This is a genomic window from Streptomyces sp. NPDC051940, from assembly GCF_040680895.1.
Lineage (GTDB): Bacteria > Actinomycetota > Actinomycetes > Streptomycetales > Streptomycetaceae > Streptomyces.
Genome location: NZ_JBFAXR010000169.1, coordinates 1 through 15,293 on the forward strand (window position 1 = coordinate 1; position 15,293 = coordinate 15,293).

The 15,293-nt window shown below is 75.7% G+C and carries 8 protein-coding genes and 2 pseudogenes; 5 read left to right on the forward strand and 5 right to left on the reverse strand.

Features of this window, described 5'->3' with window-relative positions; translation table 11 throughout:
- Nucleotides 1-3 precede the first annotated feature (3 nt).
- Nucleotides 4-2,529 (reverse strand): AMP-binding protein, encoded by a 2,526-nt coding sequence (locus AB0M28_RS36530; RefSeq protein WP_365414466.1) that lies wholly within the window; start codon nt 2,527-2,529, stop codon nt 4-6.
- Between the two features lie 269 nt (nt 2,530-2,798).
- Between AB0M28_RS36530 and AB0M28_RS36535 the strand changes: the two genes are divergently transcribed.
- Together AB0M28_RS36535 and AB0M28_RS36540 are read left to right on the forward strand one after the other, a co-directional pair.
- Entirely contained in the window at nt 2,799-5,672 is a 2,874-nt protein-coding gene (locus AB0M28_RS36535; protein WP_365414467.1) for an AAA family ATPase, read from the forward strand.
- Nucleotides 5,673-5,705: 33 nt separating this feature from the next.
- A complete protein-coding gene (locus tag AB0M28_RS36540) occupies nt 5,706-8,048 on the forward strand; it encodes a LuxR family transcriptional regulator (RefSeq protein WP_365414469.1) in 2,343 nt (780 codons plus the stop codon).
- Nucleotides 8,049-8,560: 512 nt separating this feature from the next.
- On the opposite strand, the gene AB0M28_RS36545 is transcribed toward AB0M28_RS36540, so the two are convergent.
- Nucleotides 8,561-9,367 carry an alpha/beta hydrolase gene (locus tag AB0M28_RS36545; RefSeq protein ID WP_365414471.1) on the reverse strand — a complete coding sequence of 269 codons (807 nt, stop codon included), beginning with the start codon at nt 9,365-9,367 and terminating at the stop codon, nt 8,561-8,563.
- A 232-nt stretch (nt 9,368-9,599) separates the two neighbouring features.
- Here AB0M28_RS36545 and AB0M28_RS36550 point away from each other — a divergent pair.
- From AB0M28_RS36550 to AB0M28_RS36560, 3 genes and pseudogenes are all read left to right on the forward strand, one after another.
- Nucleotides 9,600-10,256 (forward strand): annotated as a pseudogene (locus tag AB0M28_RS36550) (alpha/beta fold hydrolase); the annotation flags it as partial.
- Between the two features lie 199 nt (nt 10,257-10,455).
- A complete protein-coding gene (locus AB0M28_RS36555) occupies nt 10,456-11,277 on the forward strand; it encodes an alpha/beta hydrolase (RefSeq protein WP_365414472.1) in 822 nt (273 codons plus the stop codon).
- Between the two features lie 186 nt (nt 11,278-11,463).
- Nucleotides 11,464-13,410 (forward strand): S53 family peptidase, encoded by a 1,947-nt coding sequence (locus tag AB0M28_RS36560; protein ID WP_365414474.1) that lies wholly within the window; start codon nt 11,464-11,466, stop codon nt 13,408-13,410.
- 220 nt (nt 13,411-13,630) lie between these two features.
- Here AB0M28_RS36560 and AB0M28_RS36565 read toward each other — a convergent pair whose 3' ends face one another.
- The 3 genes and pseudogenes from AB0M28_RS36565 to AB0M28_RS36575 all read right to left on the reverse strand — a co-directional run.
- The gene (locus AB0M28_RS36565) at nt 13,631-14,458 is read right to left on the reverse strand and encodes a maleylpyruvate isomerase family mycothiol-dependent enzyme (protein WP_365414476.1); all 828 of its coding nucleotides are present in this window, start codon (nt 14,456-14,458) and stop codon (nt 13,631-13,633) included.
- A gap of 83 nt (nt 14,459-14,541) precedes the next feature.
- Nucleotides 14,542-15,153, reverse strand: coding sequence for an MBL fold metallo-hydrolase (locus tag AB0M28_RS36570; RefSeq protein ID WP_365414478.1), 612 nt, complete (start codon nt 15,151-15,153; stop codon nt 14,542-14,544).
- 52 nt (nt 15,154-15,205) lie between these two features.
- A pseudogene (locus tag AB0M28_RS36575) lies at nt 15,206-15,293 on the reverse strand (ABC transporter permease); the annotation flags it as partial.

Genomic DNA, 15,293 nt, shown 5'->3' on the forward strand with positions numbered 1-15,293 from the left:
AGCTTACGTCGGCGGGATCCTCCACCGCCACGGACTTTCGCCGTATCCGGGCCCTAGGACCGGCCGGTCGGCGGGCAGTGCGGCGCGGCCGGCGATCCCGGCGAGCCGCTCGCGCCACCAGTCCGGGTCGGCCCGCGTGCCGGGCCCGCCGGGCCGGGCCTGCGGGGGCGGCGGCAACTCGCGGCGCCGGTAGGCCGCGTCGAGCTCGGCCAGCAGGACGCCGGCCGACCACAGGTCGACCACCGCGTGGTGCGCCAGCAGCAACAGCACGGGATCCGCACCGCGTACGGGGACCAGCGTCGCCCGTACGAGCCCGCCCCCGGCCATCGGCATCGGTACGGCGGCGAGCTCGGTCAGCCGGCCGTCGAGCCGGTCCGCGCCGACCTCGTCCGCCAGGCGCAGCACCCTCCCGGGGACCGGGTCGACCGTGACCGCCGGCTCCGGGCCCGCGAACCGGGCGCGCAGCACCGGATGCCGCTCGAGCAGGGTGCGCAGCGCCTCGTCGAGGCGTTCGTGGTCGACGTCCGCCGGGAGTCGTACGGCGGCGGCGGTGGTGTAGGCGGGGGTGTCCGGCGTGATCTGCTCGTGCAGCCAGAAGGGCCTGGCCGCGGTTGCCGTGCCCGGGGTGTCCGGCGCTGCCGTGCCGGAGTCCGGCCGGGACACGGTCAGTTCGGCCAGGGACGCGCCCGACAGCAGCTCCGCCACGTCCACGCGCACCCCGCGCCGCCGGGCCGCCGCGACGAACCGGGCCGCCGCCAGGGAGTCCAGGCCCAGCTGCGTGAGCGGTACGTCGGCGGGCGTCGGCCCGAGGACGTCGAGTGCCGTCTCCCGTACCGCCGGATCGAGACCGGCCGCGACCGCCCCGGCCGCCGCCGCGGCGACGCCCGCGAGCGTCGTCAGCTCCCCGGCCTCCCACAGCTGCCGGACGAGGCCGCGCTGCATCTTGCCGCTCGACGTCCGCGGCAGCGACGCCCGGGGCACCGCCACGATCACCTCCGGGGCGACACCGCAGCCCTCCACGACGGCCCGCCGTGCCGAGTCCAGCACGGCCTGCACCGCCTCGGGCCCGGCGTGCCGGTCCACCTCGACCGCCACACCGAGCCCGTCGCCGTCCGCACCGGACCCCCCGCCGACCGGGAACGCCACGACGGCGCCGGCGGCCGGCTGCGCCTCGGTGACCAGATCCTCGACGTCCTGCGGGTAGAGGTTGCGGCCCCGCACGATGACGACGTCCTTCACCCGGCCGGTGACGAACAGCTCGCCGTCCGCCAGGAAGCCCAGGTCACCGGTGCGCAGCTGGGAGCCGGGGAACGCGGCGGCGGTCTCCTGCGGCCGTCCCCAGTAGCCGTCGGCGAGGCCGTCGCCGCCCACCCGGATCTCCCCGACCTGCGTGGTGGGTTCGCCGTCGGGCGTGACCACCCGCACCGGGCACAGCGGGCGGCCGCTGGACACCAGGTCCACGCCGCCGTCCGCGACCTCGACGACGCGGTGCCGCGCCAGCTCGTCCGGGTCGACGGAGCGCGTCACGACCGGCCCGCCCACCTGCGCCCCGGAGACGATGAGGGTCGCCTCGGCCAGTCCGTAGCAGGGGTGGACGGCGGACGCGCGGAATCCGTACGGCCGGAACCGGTCCGTGAACCGGCGGACGGTGCGGGCGCGTACGGGCTCCGCCCCGGTGAACGCGAGCCGCCACGAGCCGAGGTCCACCCCCTCCAGCTCCTCGTCGGCGACCCGGTCCGCGCACAGCCGGTAGCCGAAGTCGGGGCCGCCGCTGACGGTGGCCCGGAACCGGCTGATCGCCCGCAGCCAGTCCGCCGGGTTCTGGGCGAACGCCGTCGGCGCCATCAGGGCGCAGGGCACCCCCGCGTACACGGGCGTGAGCAGGCCCCCGACCAGCCCCATGTCGTGGTACGGCGGCAGCCAGCTGACGGCGACGTCGTCGGCGGTCAGGGCGAAGTTCTCCGCGATCATCCGGATGTTCGCCAGCAGCGCCCGGTGCGTCACGACCACGCCCTTGGGCGCTCCGGTGGAGCCCGAGGTGTACTGCAGGAAGGCGACGCCGTCCGGCGCCGTCCGTAACGCGCGGTCCGCGGCCGGGTGGTCGGCCGCCTCCTCGGTGGTGTGCCACGTGAGGTCGATCCGCCCGCCGCGCCGCGCCCGGTCCCGCGCGTCCGCCGTGCCCAGCGCGACGGCGGGGGCGGCGTCCCGCACGATCGCCGCCAGCCGCTCGTCGTGCCGCGACCCCCGGGGCGGATACGCCGGCACGGCCACGTACCCGGCGTGCAGGCTCCCCAGGAAGGCGGCCAGATAGTCGAAGCCGGGAGGGGCGCTCACCAGTACCCTCGCTCCCGGCTCCAGCCCCAGGTCGCCCAGCATGGCGGCGACCTGCCAGATGCGCCGCTGCAGCTCCCCGTAGGTCAGTGACCCGCCGGTCCGGTCGGACCGGACGAGGTGGAAGGCGGTGGCGTCGGCGGTGGCCGAGGTGCGGTGAGCGACGAGAGAGGCGACGTCGTTTGCCGTGTTGGGCACAGTTCTCCCTGGGTGATGGGACCTGCGAGCGGAGGGCGACCTTGGTCAACTCGGAGGCAGTATGGCGTACGCCAACACCTCGCAAAGTAACGACAGTTGATTGAGTCGGTAAGTTGCTTTTCGCGGCCTTGAGCGGGCCACCGGGACCCTCCGGGACGGCCCGGACGGGGTCCGCCCGAATCCCGTCGCTGTGTTGATTTCTGTAGGTTGGGGACGACCCGCCCGGCTTGGACCGGGCGGGTCGTTCGGACTGATCTGCGGGAGGGCGCGTGGCGCGCGGTTTCGATACGGACCCGGAGGGCGGCGGCATAGTCGGCCGGGAGCAGCAGCTCGCCCGCATCCGTGCCTTCCTGGCCGGCGACGCCCCGGACCCGGACCGGCTGCTGCTCGTGGCGGGCGAGCCGGGCGCGGGCAAGACCACGCTGCTGGACGCCGCGGTGGCGGCGGCCGGCGGGCGCGGGCTGCGGGTGCTGCGGGCGCGGGGCGACCAGAGCGAGGCCGAGCTGGCGTTCGCCGGGCTGCACCAGCTCCTGCGCCCGGTGCTGGAGGAGGCGCACGACCTGCCCGGCCGGCAGCGCGCGGCGCTGTGGGCGGCGTTCGGGCTCGACACCGACGAGGCGCTGGGAGCCACCGACGAGGCGGCGCCGGGAACCGCCGACGAAGAAGCGGCGGGAGCCACCGACGAGGCGGCGCCGGGAGCCGCCGAAAACCCCGCCGAGCCGCTGCTCATCCGGCTCGCCGCGCTGACCCTGCTCTCCGACGCGGCGGCCCGCCGGCCCCTGTGCCTGGTCGTCGACGACGCGCACTGGCTGGACGACGGCTCGCTGGACACGCTCGCGTTCGTGGCCCGGCGGCTGGCGGACGAGCCGATCCGCGTGCTCGCCGCGGCCCGCACCGGCGCCGTGCCCGACCGCCTCGCGGCGCCGGCGGTCCGGATGGACGTACCGCCCCTGGCCGACGATCCGGCCGGGCTGCTGCTGGACCGCCAGCCGCAGCCGCCGGCCGGGGAGCTGCGCGAGCGGATCCTGCGGCAGGCCGCCGGCAGTCCCCTCGCCCTGGTCGAACTGGCCAGGTCCACGGCCGGACTCGGCGACGCCCCGCCGGACGGCGCCGCCGGCAACCTGCCGCTGAGCGCCCGGCTGGAGCAGGTCTTCGCGGCGCGGCTGACCGGGCTGCCCGCCGCCACCCGGCGCGTCCTGCTGCTCGTCGCCGCGGCCGGTGACGCCGACCTGCCCGCCGCGCTGACCGCCGCGGGCGCCCTCCCCGGCGGCGAGGCCGCGCCGTGGGGGCCCGCCGAGGACGCCGGACTGGTGCGCCTGGCGAGCGGCCGGATCGGCTTCCGCCATCCGCTGATGCGCTCCGCCGTCTACCAGACGGCGACCTTCCAGGAGCGCCGGGCGGCCCATCTGGCCCTGGCCGACGCGCTGCACGGCAGCCCCGACCGGCGCGCCTGGCATCTGGCCGCCGCGACCCTCGCACCGGACGAGGACATCGCCGGCCTGCTGGCCGCCACCGCCGACCGGGCCCGGCGCCGGGGCGGCTACCACGCCGCCGCCGCGGCCCTCGAACGCGCCGCCATGCTCACCCCGGATCCCGAATGCCACGCCCGCCGCCTGGTCGACGCGGCGAGCATGGCCATGTACGCGGGCCGGCCCCGCTGGGTCGAGGCGATCACGGCCAAGGCCGTCGCGGCGACCGACGACCCGCATCTGCTGGCGGAGGCGTCGCTGCGCGCCGGCTGGGCGCTGGCCGTCACCACCCGCCACGCGGCCTGCCTCGACTTCCTGCTGCCGATCGCGGAGGCCGCCGCCGACACCGCGCCGGACCAGGCCCTGGCCGCGCTCAGCACCGCGGCGACCGTCGTCTACCACGCGGGCGACGAGACGTACCGCCGCCGGGCGCTGCGGATAGCCCGGACCATCGGTGAACGGGGCGGGACCGGCGCCCCCTGGCTGTGGACGTGGATCGCCTGCGACCCGTTCACCGACCGCGCGGAGCGGCTGCGCCTGCTCCGGGAGACCGCACAGGCGCCCGGCCTCACCCTGCCGGAACTGGTCACGCTCGGCGCCGCCGCCTGGGCCCTCGACGAGACGGACCTCGCCGTGCGGGTCCTCGGCGGGGCGATGGACCATCTGCGCAGCACCACGACCGCGGGCACCAACGCCACCGTGGCGCAGGCGCTGGCCCTGTCGCAGTTCGAGAGCGGCGCGTGGGACGCCGCGGGGGAGACCGCACGGGAGGCGTACGGCACGGCCGCCGAGAGCGGACTGGAGATGGCCGCCACCTCGGCGGGGTTCCTCGAGGCCATGCTGTACGCGGTCCGCGGCGACACCGCCGGCGCCCGCGGCCGGCTCGACGCCGTACGCGCCGGAGCCGATCTGTCCCGCAGCCGCGGCCACGACGTCCGGATACGCCTGGTGCTGGCCACCGCCGCGACCGTCGACGCGGACTACGCGGGCGCGTACGAGCACCTGCGCGGGCTGTTCGGCGAGGGCCCCGACCCCGCGCCCGCCCACTACCACTACGCGTACATGGGCCTCGCCGACCTGGCGGCCGCCGCCGAACGCACCGGGTGTACGGACGACGCACGTGAGATCGTCGAGGCCGCGGAGCGAAGGCTGGGGGACGGCATGTCCCCCCGGCTGCGCCAGCTGACGCGGCGCGCCCGCGCCCTGCTGTCCCCGATCGGGGAGGCCGAACGGCACTTCACGGCGGCCCTGGACGGCACCGCCGGCGACCAGTGGCCCTTCGAGCGGGCGCAGGCCCGTCTCGACTACGCCGAGTGGCTGCGGCGCCGCCGCCGTACCGCCGAGGCGCGCCGGCTGCTCGCCCAGGCGCTGACCGTCTTCGAACGGCTCGACGCGCGCCCCTGGATCAGCCGCACCCGCGCCGAACTCCGCGCCTGCGGCGTCACCGCACCCCCCGGTGAGCGGGCCGCGGGCGGGGTGGGCGAGCTGACCGCGCAGGAACTCCAGATCGCCCGGCTCGCCGCCGAGGGGCTGACCAACCGGGCGATCGGCGAACGCCTGCTGCTGTCGCCGCGCACCATCGGCTACCACCTCTACCAGGTGTTCCCCAAGCTCGGCGTGACCTCCCGGGCGCAGCTGCGCGGGGCGCTGGAGACGACCGGTCACATGACCTAAGCACTCAGACCCGCGGCGGCCGACGATGAGCGTATGGACATCGTGGGCCGAAGCGGCGAACTCCGGGCACTGCACCGCATGGTGGACCGCGCGCCGGGCGCGCCGGCCGGTCTCGTGCTGCACGGCGGCCCGGGCACCGGCAAGACGGCCCTGCTGCGGGCCTGCACCGGCTACGCCCGGGAGCGCGGGGTGCGCGTCCTCGGCGCCTGCGGGCACGAGAGCGAGGCCCGGCTGGCGTTCGCCGGGCTGCACCAGCTGCTCGCGCCGGTCATGGCGTACGCCGACCGCGTCGGCCCGTACCACCGGACCGTGCTGCGACGGGTGCTCGGCTTCGAGGAGGGACCGCCGCCGGACCCGCTGGCTGTCCCTGTCGCCACCCTCGCCTTGCTGGCCGCCGTCGCCGAGGACGGGCCGGTGCTCGTCGCGGTGGAGGACGCGCACCGGGTGGACGGCCCCACCTCCGAGGTGCTCATGTTCGTGCTGCTGCGGCTGGAGGCGTACGACCTCCGCGCGGTCCTCGCCCGGCGCGCGCCGGGGGCGGCGAACCGGATGCCGCCCGGCGTCGGGACCCTCGACGTGCGGCCTCTCGGGAGGCCGGACGCCGAGGAGTTGCTGGACCGGCTCCATCCGGGCCTGGAGCAGTGGGTCCGCGAGCGGACGCTGGGGGAGGCGGCCGGCAATCCGCTGGCGCTGGCCGAGCTGCCCGCCGCGATCGCCCGCGAGGAGGCCCCGCGGCTCGAAGCCGGCCACGCCCGGCGGGCGGCGGCGCTGTCGCCGCGACTGCGCACGGCCCTGCTGCTGGCGGCACCGGATGAACTGCGCGCCGCCCACGCCGTCCTGGCGGAGCGGTACGCGGGGCATCTCTCGGGCCGCCCGCGCGAGCCGGCCGCCGCGGCGGCCGGGCCCGTCGGGTCCTCCACCGACGTGTCCGGCCCGGCCACCCGGGCGCGGGTCCTCATGCTGCGTGACGGTGATCTCGCCGGTGCCCGCCGCCTCCTGGACCGGGTCCCGTCCTCGTACGAGACGCCGCGGGCCGTGGAGGCGCGCGTCCTGGCCGCCGCGTGCACCCAGGACCCGCGGGACTGGGCGCGTGTACGCGCCCTCATCACCGCCCAGGGCCGGAGCACCGGTCCCGGGACCCGGCTGCTGCACGGCGTACTCGACGACCTGCCGCGCACCGGGCACGGACTCGCGCCGCTGCTGCACGAGGCGTTCGCGGGGCTCCCGGCCGACCCGCCGCCGGAGCAGGTCGTCGAGCTGTGCCGGGCGGCGGCCGGTCTGGACCTGCTGCACGACTACCGCGCGCACGTCCGCGACCTCGTCGCCCGGCAGCGGGGCGCGGGCGCCGTGACGCACGCCGCCGGCTACTGGCTCGCGGCGCACGACCACTTCCTGTCGGGCGAGTGGGGGGCGGCCGAACAGGCCGCGCACACCGGGCTGGAGCTGTGCGTACGGCACGACCTCCAGCTCCCCGCCCACGACCTGCGCTGCGCCCTGGGCCGGATCGCGGCGGCCCGCGGGGACGTGGCCGGCGCCCGCGCGTACAGCAGGACCGTCGAGCAGTGGGCCGCGCCTCGCGGCAGCACGCTGCACCTGACGCTGTCCGCGCGGAACCTGGCGCTGGCCGCGCTGTCGGCGGGCGACTACGAGACGGCGTACCTGCAGTGCGAGCGCGTCAGCCCCGCGGGCACCCTCGCGCCGCACCGCCTCGCGGCGCCGTGGCTGGTGCTGGACCTGGTCGACGCGGCCGTCCGCACCGGTCGTACGGATGCGGCCCGCGCCCATCTGGCCGCCGCCGAGGCCGCGTCCCTCGCGGACCTCACGCCGCGGCTGCGGCTGCACGTCCTCGGCGCCCGTGCGCTGACCGCCTCCGGTGCGGAGGCGGTGGGCCTGTTCCGCACTGCGCTCGCGCTGCCGCAGACCGAGCGGTGGCCCTTCGACCACGCCCGGGTCAGGCTGGCGCTCGGCGAACTGCTCCGCCGGCTGCGCCGCCCCGGGGACGCCCGCCCCGAACTCCGGCGCGCCGCGGACGTCTTCGCCCGTATCGGGGCTTCGGCCTGGCACCGCCGCGCGGAGCAGGAGCTGCGGGCCTCGGGGGTGGCCGTGCTGCGGCAGCGCCGCCCGGCGGAAGCGCCGGGGCTGACCTCACAACAGCTGGAGGTGGCGCGCCTGGCCGCGACGGGCCTGACCAACAAGCAGATCGCCTCCCGCCTGCACCTCTCCCCCCGCACGATCGGCGCCCACCTCTACCGCACCTTCCCCAAACTGGGCATCACCTCACGCTCAGCCCTGCGCGACGCGCTCACCACCTCCGCCGGGGCTGCGACGGACTCCGGGGCCTCCGGCCCCGGGGGCCCCGGGAGTGGGGCCCGCTGAGGGGGCTGGTGCGCGCGTTGCCGGGGGCGCTCGTCCGGCCAGGAGCCGGGGCCTTCGGGGTGAGTCGGCCGGTGGTGCGGGCGGGATGACAGCTCTCGTGGGCCTCGGGCCCGGGGGCCCGCTGAGAGGGCCGGCGCGCCCGTTGCCGGGGGCTAGCGTGCCCGTTGCCGGGGGGCTAGTCAGGCCCGGAGCCGGGGACCCGCAGGGGGTGGCGCGTGCAGACGCCGGCGGGGTGGGGGAGGGCAGACAGCTCTCAGGCCCCGGCCCGTCTCCGCCCCTGCCCCATGCCCCCTGCCCCATGCCCCCGGCCCCTGGCCCCGACCCCGACCGCGGCCCGCGGCCCCGGCCCTGGTCACCCGGCCCGCGGCCTCGGTCCGCGGCCTCAGCCCTCAGCCCCGGGCCTCGGTCTCGGCCTCAGCCCCCAGCCCCAGCCCTGGCCCTGGCCTCGGTCCCAGCCCCCGGGGGCCCCCAGGGCACTGGGAAAGAGAAGCCGTGTGGTTCGGTGACCGGGGTCAGGGGGTGGTCCTGATGAAGTGGAGGACCGCTGCCGTCCACTCCTCCGCGTGGGTGAGTGGTGCCCCGTGCGGGGCGTCCGCGAGGAGTACCGTGCGCGCTGCCGGGGCCGTCCGGGACACCCAGCGGCCCGAGGACGCGTACGGCATGAACGCGTCCTCCGCCCCGTGCAGCACCAGCACAGGCACCCGCAGCCGCGCCAGGTCCACCGCCAGGGCGCGGTCCGACCACCCCCGTACGATCTCCGCCGTCCCCCGCGGCGAGGCCGCCGCCGCCACGTGCAGCAGATGGGCGCGGGTCGGCTCGTCCAGCGCCGGCTCCCCCCGTACGGCGAAGAAGCGCCGCAGTACGTCGTCGAGCATCGCGATGCGATGGCGGGCGGCCGCGGCCAGCAGGTCCGCCACCAGCTCGCTGCCCGGACGCACCACGACCGGGCTGGCCAGCACCAGCCGCGCCACCCGCCCGGCCGCGAGGCGCGCCGTGCAGCGGGCGGCCTCCGCCGTCCCCGACGAATGGCCGACGACCGTGACGCCGCGCAGGCCGAGGTGCCGGATCAGCAGTCGCAGATCCGCCGCCTGCCCCTCGCCGTCGTAGCCGCTCCAGGCGCGCGTGGACCCGCCGAAGCCGCGCCGGTCGTACGTCACCACGCGCAGCCCCGCCGCCACCAGCGCCCCCACCTGCGGCTCCCAGCAGGCGTGGCCGAACGGCCATCCCGCCACCAGCACCACGGGCGGACCGTCGCCGACGTCCTCGTAATAGAGCTCCACGTCGGCGTTCCTCTCCCGCCCGACAGCGAGCAACGGCACCGGTCCTCCTCGGGGATCCCCCGTCTGCAGGGTCCTCCACAGCGTCGGCGGCGTGGACAGGCGGCACATCGGTCGGATGACCACACCCTGGGAGGTGCAGTCATCCGACCGATGCGCGGCACGACCGGCGGCGACGACGCTGAGGACCAGACCGCATCCACACCCCCCGGAAGGCAGGACGTCCATGGCCGAGGCACGGCAGATCCCCGTGGTGTTCATCCATGGCCTGTGGATGCACGCGAGCAGCTGGCAGAACTGGGTGGACCTCTTCAACAGCCGCGGCTACGACGCCTCCGCCCCCGGCTGGCCCGGAGACGCCGCGACGCCCGCGCAGACGCGGGCGAACCCGCACGCCGTGGCCGGCCACGGCATCGGCGACGTCACCGACCACTACGCCGCGTATCTCGAAACGCTGCCCACTGCGCCCGTCGTGATCGGGCACTCCTTCGGCGGGCTCATCGCCCAGAAGCTGCTGGGCAGCGGACTGGCCCGGGGCGCGGTGTGCCTGGCACCCGCCCAGTTCAAGGGGATCCTCGGCATCCCCCTCGTGCAGCTGAGGACGGCGGCCCCCGTCCTCACCAGGCCGTGGCTGCGGACCAAGACCTGGGCGCACACGGCCGACTCGTACGCCGCGGCGTTCGCGAGCGCCGTCCCCCGGGCGGAGTCCGACGAGCTGTACGAGCGGTTCACGATCCCGTCCCCCGCCCGTCCGCTGTTCCAGGCCGGCCTGGCCAACCTCGCCCCGCGCAGCCAGGCCGCCGTGGACACCCGGTCCGACCGCGGACCGCTGCTCCTCGTCGCAGGCGCCAAGGACCGCACCGTGCCGGAGGCGACGGTCCGCGCCGCGTACCGGATCCAGGGCCGCAACCCCGGGGTCACCGAGTGGAAGTCCTTCGCGGACCGCGGCCACTCCCTGCCCGCCGACCACGGCTGGCGCGAAGTCGCGGACACCGCACTGGACTTCCTCACCCGCAACGGTCTGGGCCCGGCCCCCCCACCGGCCCACCGACTGACCACGGCCCGACAGCCCGACATACCACCAGACACACAAGCCCCACAGCAGGACCAAGCACTACGAAAGGAAAGCCATGCCCGCCATCACCACCCAGGACGGCACCTCGATCTTCTACAAGGACTGGGGCACCGGCCGCCCGGTCGTCTTCAGCCACGGCTGGCCGCTGAACGCGGACGCCTGGGACGGGCAGCTCAACTTCCTCGCCTCGCACGGCTACCGGGCCATCGCCCACGACCGGCGCGGGCACGGCCGCTCCACCCAGACCTGGGACGGCCACCACCTGGACCAGTACGCCGACGACCTGGCCGAGCTGATCGAGCGGCTCGACCTGACCGACGCGGTCCTGGTCGGCCACTCCACCGGCGGCGGCGAGGTCGCCCGCTACCTCGGCCGGCACGGCACCGCCCGGGTGGGCAAGGCGGTGCTGCTGGGCGCGATCACCCCGCTGATGCTGCAGACCGACGCGAACCCCGAGGGCACCCCGATCGAGGTGTTCGACGGGATCCGCGCGGGCGTGGCGGGGGACCGCTCGGAGTTCTACTACGGGCTCAGCGAGGCGTTCTACGGCTTCAACCGCGAGGGCGCGGCCGTCTCCGACGGCAAGCGGCGCGAGTTCTGGCTGCAGGGCATGCAGGTCGGCCTGAAGGCGGCGTACGACTGCGTGAAGGCGTTCTCCGAGACGGACCTGACCGAGGACCTGAAGGCCATCGACATCCCGGTGCTGGTGGCCCACGGCGACGACGACCAGATCGTCCCGATCGGGGCCGCCGCCCTCAAGGCCGCGAAGCTGCTGCCGAACGCCACCCTGAAGGTCTACCCGGGTGCCCCGCATGGCCTCAACGGCGCCTTCGAGCAGGAGTTCAACAACGATCTCCTGGCCTTCATCAAGGGCTGACCCCGCGGTGCCGGCGGGCAGGCGGATACCAACTCCTGGGGATCCCTTGATCGCATCTTGACGCCGCCATGGACCGGTCATGAACCGATCGGCGGGAGAGTTCCCCTGGCGCGATGCGTGCAGCGTGCATGTATGTGTGCGCGCACGCATCGCGCGGATCAAGTAATCCGCAACGCAGGGGACTCCATGAGAGCAAACCGCTCACGGGCGCGCATTCTGCTGTCGGCCGCAGTGACACTGCCGCTGGCCGCGGGCGCGCTCGCCCTCGGCATACCGGGCGCCGCCGCCGACACGGGCGACGGCGGCAGGGACGTGCTGCAGGGCACCCACCCGCAGTGGGCCACGGCCTCCGCCGACCACGGCGAGACCGCCGCGACCCGGCAGCTCACCGTCCGCGTCTATCTCGCGGGCCGGGACGCCGCCGGGCTCACCGCCTACGCCAAGGCCGTCTCCGACCCGAAGTCGGCGCAGTACGGCCGCTATCTGACGCCGGCGCAGGCCGAGGCCCGCTTCGGCGCAAGCCCGGAGCAGCTCGCCGCCGTCACCGCCTGGCTGAAGGGGGCGGGCCTGAGGATCACCGCGCGGACCGCGCACTACCTCGAGGTCACCGGCACCGCCGCCGCGGCCGGCCGGGCGTTCGGCACCGAGCTGCACGACTACGCCCGCAAGGGCCACACCTACCGCGCCCCCGCCCGTACGGCCTCCGTACCGGCATCGCTCGACGGCGCGGTACTGACCGTCACCGGCCTCAGCGACGCGCCGCGCAGCGTCAGGCACGACGGCCAGCTGCCGAAGCCGGGCCCGGTGTTCAAGAACTCCGGCCCCTTCTCGGCGTACCACGGCGAGAACACCGACACCTCCCTCCCGCAGGCGTACGGCGCGAACCAGCCGTACGCGGTCAAGGGCTACACCGGCAGGCAGCTGCGCTCGGTGTACGGCGCCGGCGAGTACACCGGCAAGGGCGTCACCGTCGCCATCACCGACGCCTACGCCTCGCCGACGATCGCCCAGGACGCGGCGCAGTACGCCGCCGCCAACGGTGACCAGCCCTACCGGGCCGGCCAGCTCACCCAGTCCAACCCGCGCCACTACCGCTCCGTCAAGGAGTGCGACGCGGCGGGCTGGTACGGCGAGGAGTCGCTGGACGTGGAGGCGGTGCACGCGGTCGCCCCGGACGCGAACATCGTCTACGTCGGCGCCGAGTCCTGTATGGACGACGCCCTCATCGACTCCCTCACCAAGATCGTCGACAACCGGCTGGCCGACATCGTCTCCAACTCCTGGGGCGACGTCGAGGCCAACCTGACCGCCGACTCGGCGGCCGCCTACGACCAGGTCTTCAAGCTGGGCGCCACCGAGGGCATCGGCTTCTACTTCTCCTCCGGCGACGACGGCGACAACGTCGCCTCCACCGGTACGAAGCAGGTCGACGTCCCCGCCAGCTCCGCCTGGGTGACGTCGGTGGGCGGCACCTCGCTGGCCGTCGGCAAGGGCGACTCGTACCTGTGGGAGACCGGCTGGGGCACCCAGAAGTCCGTGCTCTCGGCCGACGGCAAGAGCTGGGACGGCTTCCCGGGTGCGTTCACCTCCGGCGCGGGCGGCGGTACGTCGAAGGCCGTCGCGCAGCCCGACTACCAGCGGGGCGTGGTCCCGGACGCGCTGGCCACCGCCAACGGCGGCGCCGCGATGCGCACGGTGCCGGACATCGGGGCGGTCGCGGACCCCAACACCGGTTTCCTGGTGGGTCAGACCCAGCAGTTCCCGGACGGTTCGTACCAGTACAGCGAGTACCGCATCGGCGGCACCTCGCTGGCGGCGCCGGTGATCGCGGCCGTACAGGCGCTGGCGCAGCAGGCGTCCGGCGGCACCCCGCTGGGCTTCGCGAACCCCGCGATCTACGCCCGCTACGGCTCGGCCGGCCTCCACGACGTGACGGACCACCCGCTGGGCCCGGACACGGAGCTGGCGGTCGTACGAGTGGACTACGCGAACAGCGTGGACGCGACGGGCGGCCTCCTCACGTCGCTGCGGGGGCTGGGCCACGACAGCTCCCTGCCGGCGGTCACCGGCTACGACGCGGTGACGGGGGTCGGCACGCCGGCTGCCGGCTACGTGGGGTCGTACCGGAAGTGACCGGCGGGACGGGGGGTGCCGCGGCACCGGTCAGGCCCCGTCCGTAGCGGTCGGGCCCGCGCCCGTCGAGGGCGCGGGCCCGGCTGCGTTTCGGCGTGACGCGGCTCGGGGGGCGGTGAGGACGCCGTTCAGGGCGGGGTGAAGACCCCGTTCAGGGCGGGGTGAAGACCCCGCTCGGGGCGGGGTGAGGACCCCGCTCAGGCCGGGGTGAAGACCCCGCTCATGGCGCGGTGAAGAACGAGGGGAAGCGGGGGGCCAGCCACGGTTTGCGGCCCCAGTTCAGGATGCGGCCGCGGGCCACCGCGACCCACGGGTTGGCGCGGCCCAGCGCGACGAGGAAGAACGTCACCGGCTCCATCAGCATCGTGCAGTCCGGGCGGGCCGGCGGCTCCAGCGACGTCGTCAGCCGGCCGTCCTCGACCGTGACCCCGAGACCGCCGCCGCCCCGCAGGCGCAGGGCGTAGCGGGCGGTGAGTCCGGCGACCGCGTGCTCGTTGAGGGTGCGGGGCATGGCGGCGACGAGGAACGGCAGCGTGAGGCCGACCCGTCGGCGGTCGATCATGTGCGGGCGGCCGGCGGCGCGGGCGAGGTCGTAGCCGTGGCCGAGCATGTGGGTGAGGAGATAGGCGGCCAGGACGGGGTGGTCCAACTCGCCCATGGGGGTGACGACCCGGGCGGGGCCGGCCCCGACTCCGCCGGGCGTCCGGCTCCCGACCGCCGCGAGCAGTGCCTCGGCCTGGGCCTCGATCATCGCCGCCAGCGGCTCCGCGCGGCGTTCGGGGAACGCCCGCAGGCCCTCCTCGTTGGCCCGCGCGATGCTTCCCGGCGTGCCGTCGCCGTGCGGCCGGGGTCTGCCCGCGGCGAGGTCGGCCATCAGCTCGTTGGCCTGCGCCAGGTGCGCGGCGGTCTCCCCCACGGTCCAGGTCAGGCGCGGTACGGGCCGGCCGGTGTCGCCGATCCCCCTCAGTACGGCGCCGATGTCCGCGGCGGTCCCGCGGACGGCGTCCCCCAACCCCTCGGGCAGCGCGCCCGGTTCCCCTGTCGTCATGGGGCCGTAGCGTGCCCCGCTGCTGACACCGAGTCCAGTGGTGGGGGTCACACTTGTTTACGGACGGGTAGGGCGCGGCGCCGTCAGGCGGTGGTCCCCGGTGCCAGCCACCGGTAGTCGACCCCGCACTCCTCCTCCATCCACCCGCTCGCGCCCGCGAGCCCGTGCTCGTTGACCTGGGCGTCGTGGATACCGAAGGCGCGGTCCGGGCGTACGGCCCGGACGAAGTCGATCGCCTCGCCGATACGCATCCAGGACCCCTGGAGGGGGACGAGGAGGGTCTCGACGGGGACGTCCGGGACGTGGAGCGAGTCGCCGGGGTGGTAGACGGCGCCGTCGACGAGGTAGCCGAGGTTGGCGCAGTCGGGCAGACCGCCGTAGATCAGCGCGTGCCTCCCGCCGTGCGCGCCGACCCGGAAGCCGGCGGCCTCGAAGACCTCCCCCGGGGAGACGGGGACGAAGTCCACACCGGGCAGCGCGGCACCGTCCGGCGCGTAGACCGGCACGCCGGTCTGTGAGGCGAGACCGGCCAGCCGCAGTACGTCGACGTGGTCGGCGTGCTCGTGGGTGACGAGAACGGCATCGGCCCCGTCGAGGGCGCGCGGCTCGCTCCAGACACCGGGGTCGATGACGAGCACGCGGCCGTCGGGCGCTTCGAGCCGCACGCAGGAGTGGGTGTACTTGATCAGACGCATGCGCCGGATGCTAAACGCCTCCGGCGGGGTCACGCCCCCGAAAACCCTCCGCGATCCCGTACAGCGGCACGATCGCCACCACACCCGCGATGATCCGGGTCGTCACCAGGTACGGCATGGACCGCACGCCCATGCCCTCC

Coding starts and splice junctions, on each gene's coding strand:
- AB0M28_RS36540 (WP_365414469.1), top strand. CDS start 5,706: ATGGACATCGTGGGCCGAAGCGGCGAACTCCGGGCACTGCACCGCATG.
- AB0M28_RS36555 (WP_365414472.1), top strand. CDS start 10,456: ATGCCCGCCATCACCACCCAGGACGGCACCTCGATCTTCTACAAGGAC.
- AB0M28_RS36560 (WP_365414474.1), top strand. CDS start 11,464: ATGAGAGCAAACCGCTCACGGGCGCGCATTCTGCTGTCGGCCGCAGTG.
- AB0M28_RS36565 (WP_365414476.1), bottom strand. CDS start 14,458: ATGACGACAGGGGAACCGGGCGCGCTGCCCGAGGGGTTGGGGGACGCC.
- AB0M28_RS36570 (WP_365414478.1), bottom strand. CDS start 15,153: ATGCGTCTGATCAAGTACACCCACTCCTGCGTGCGGCTCGAAGCGCCC.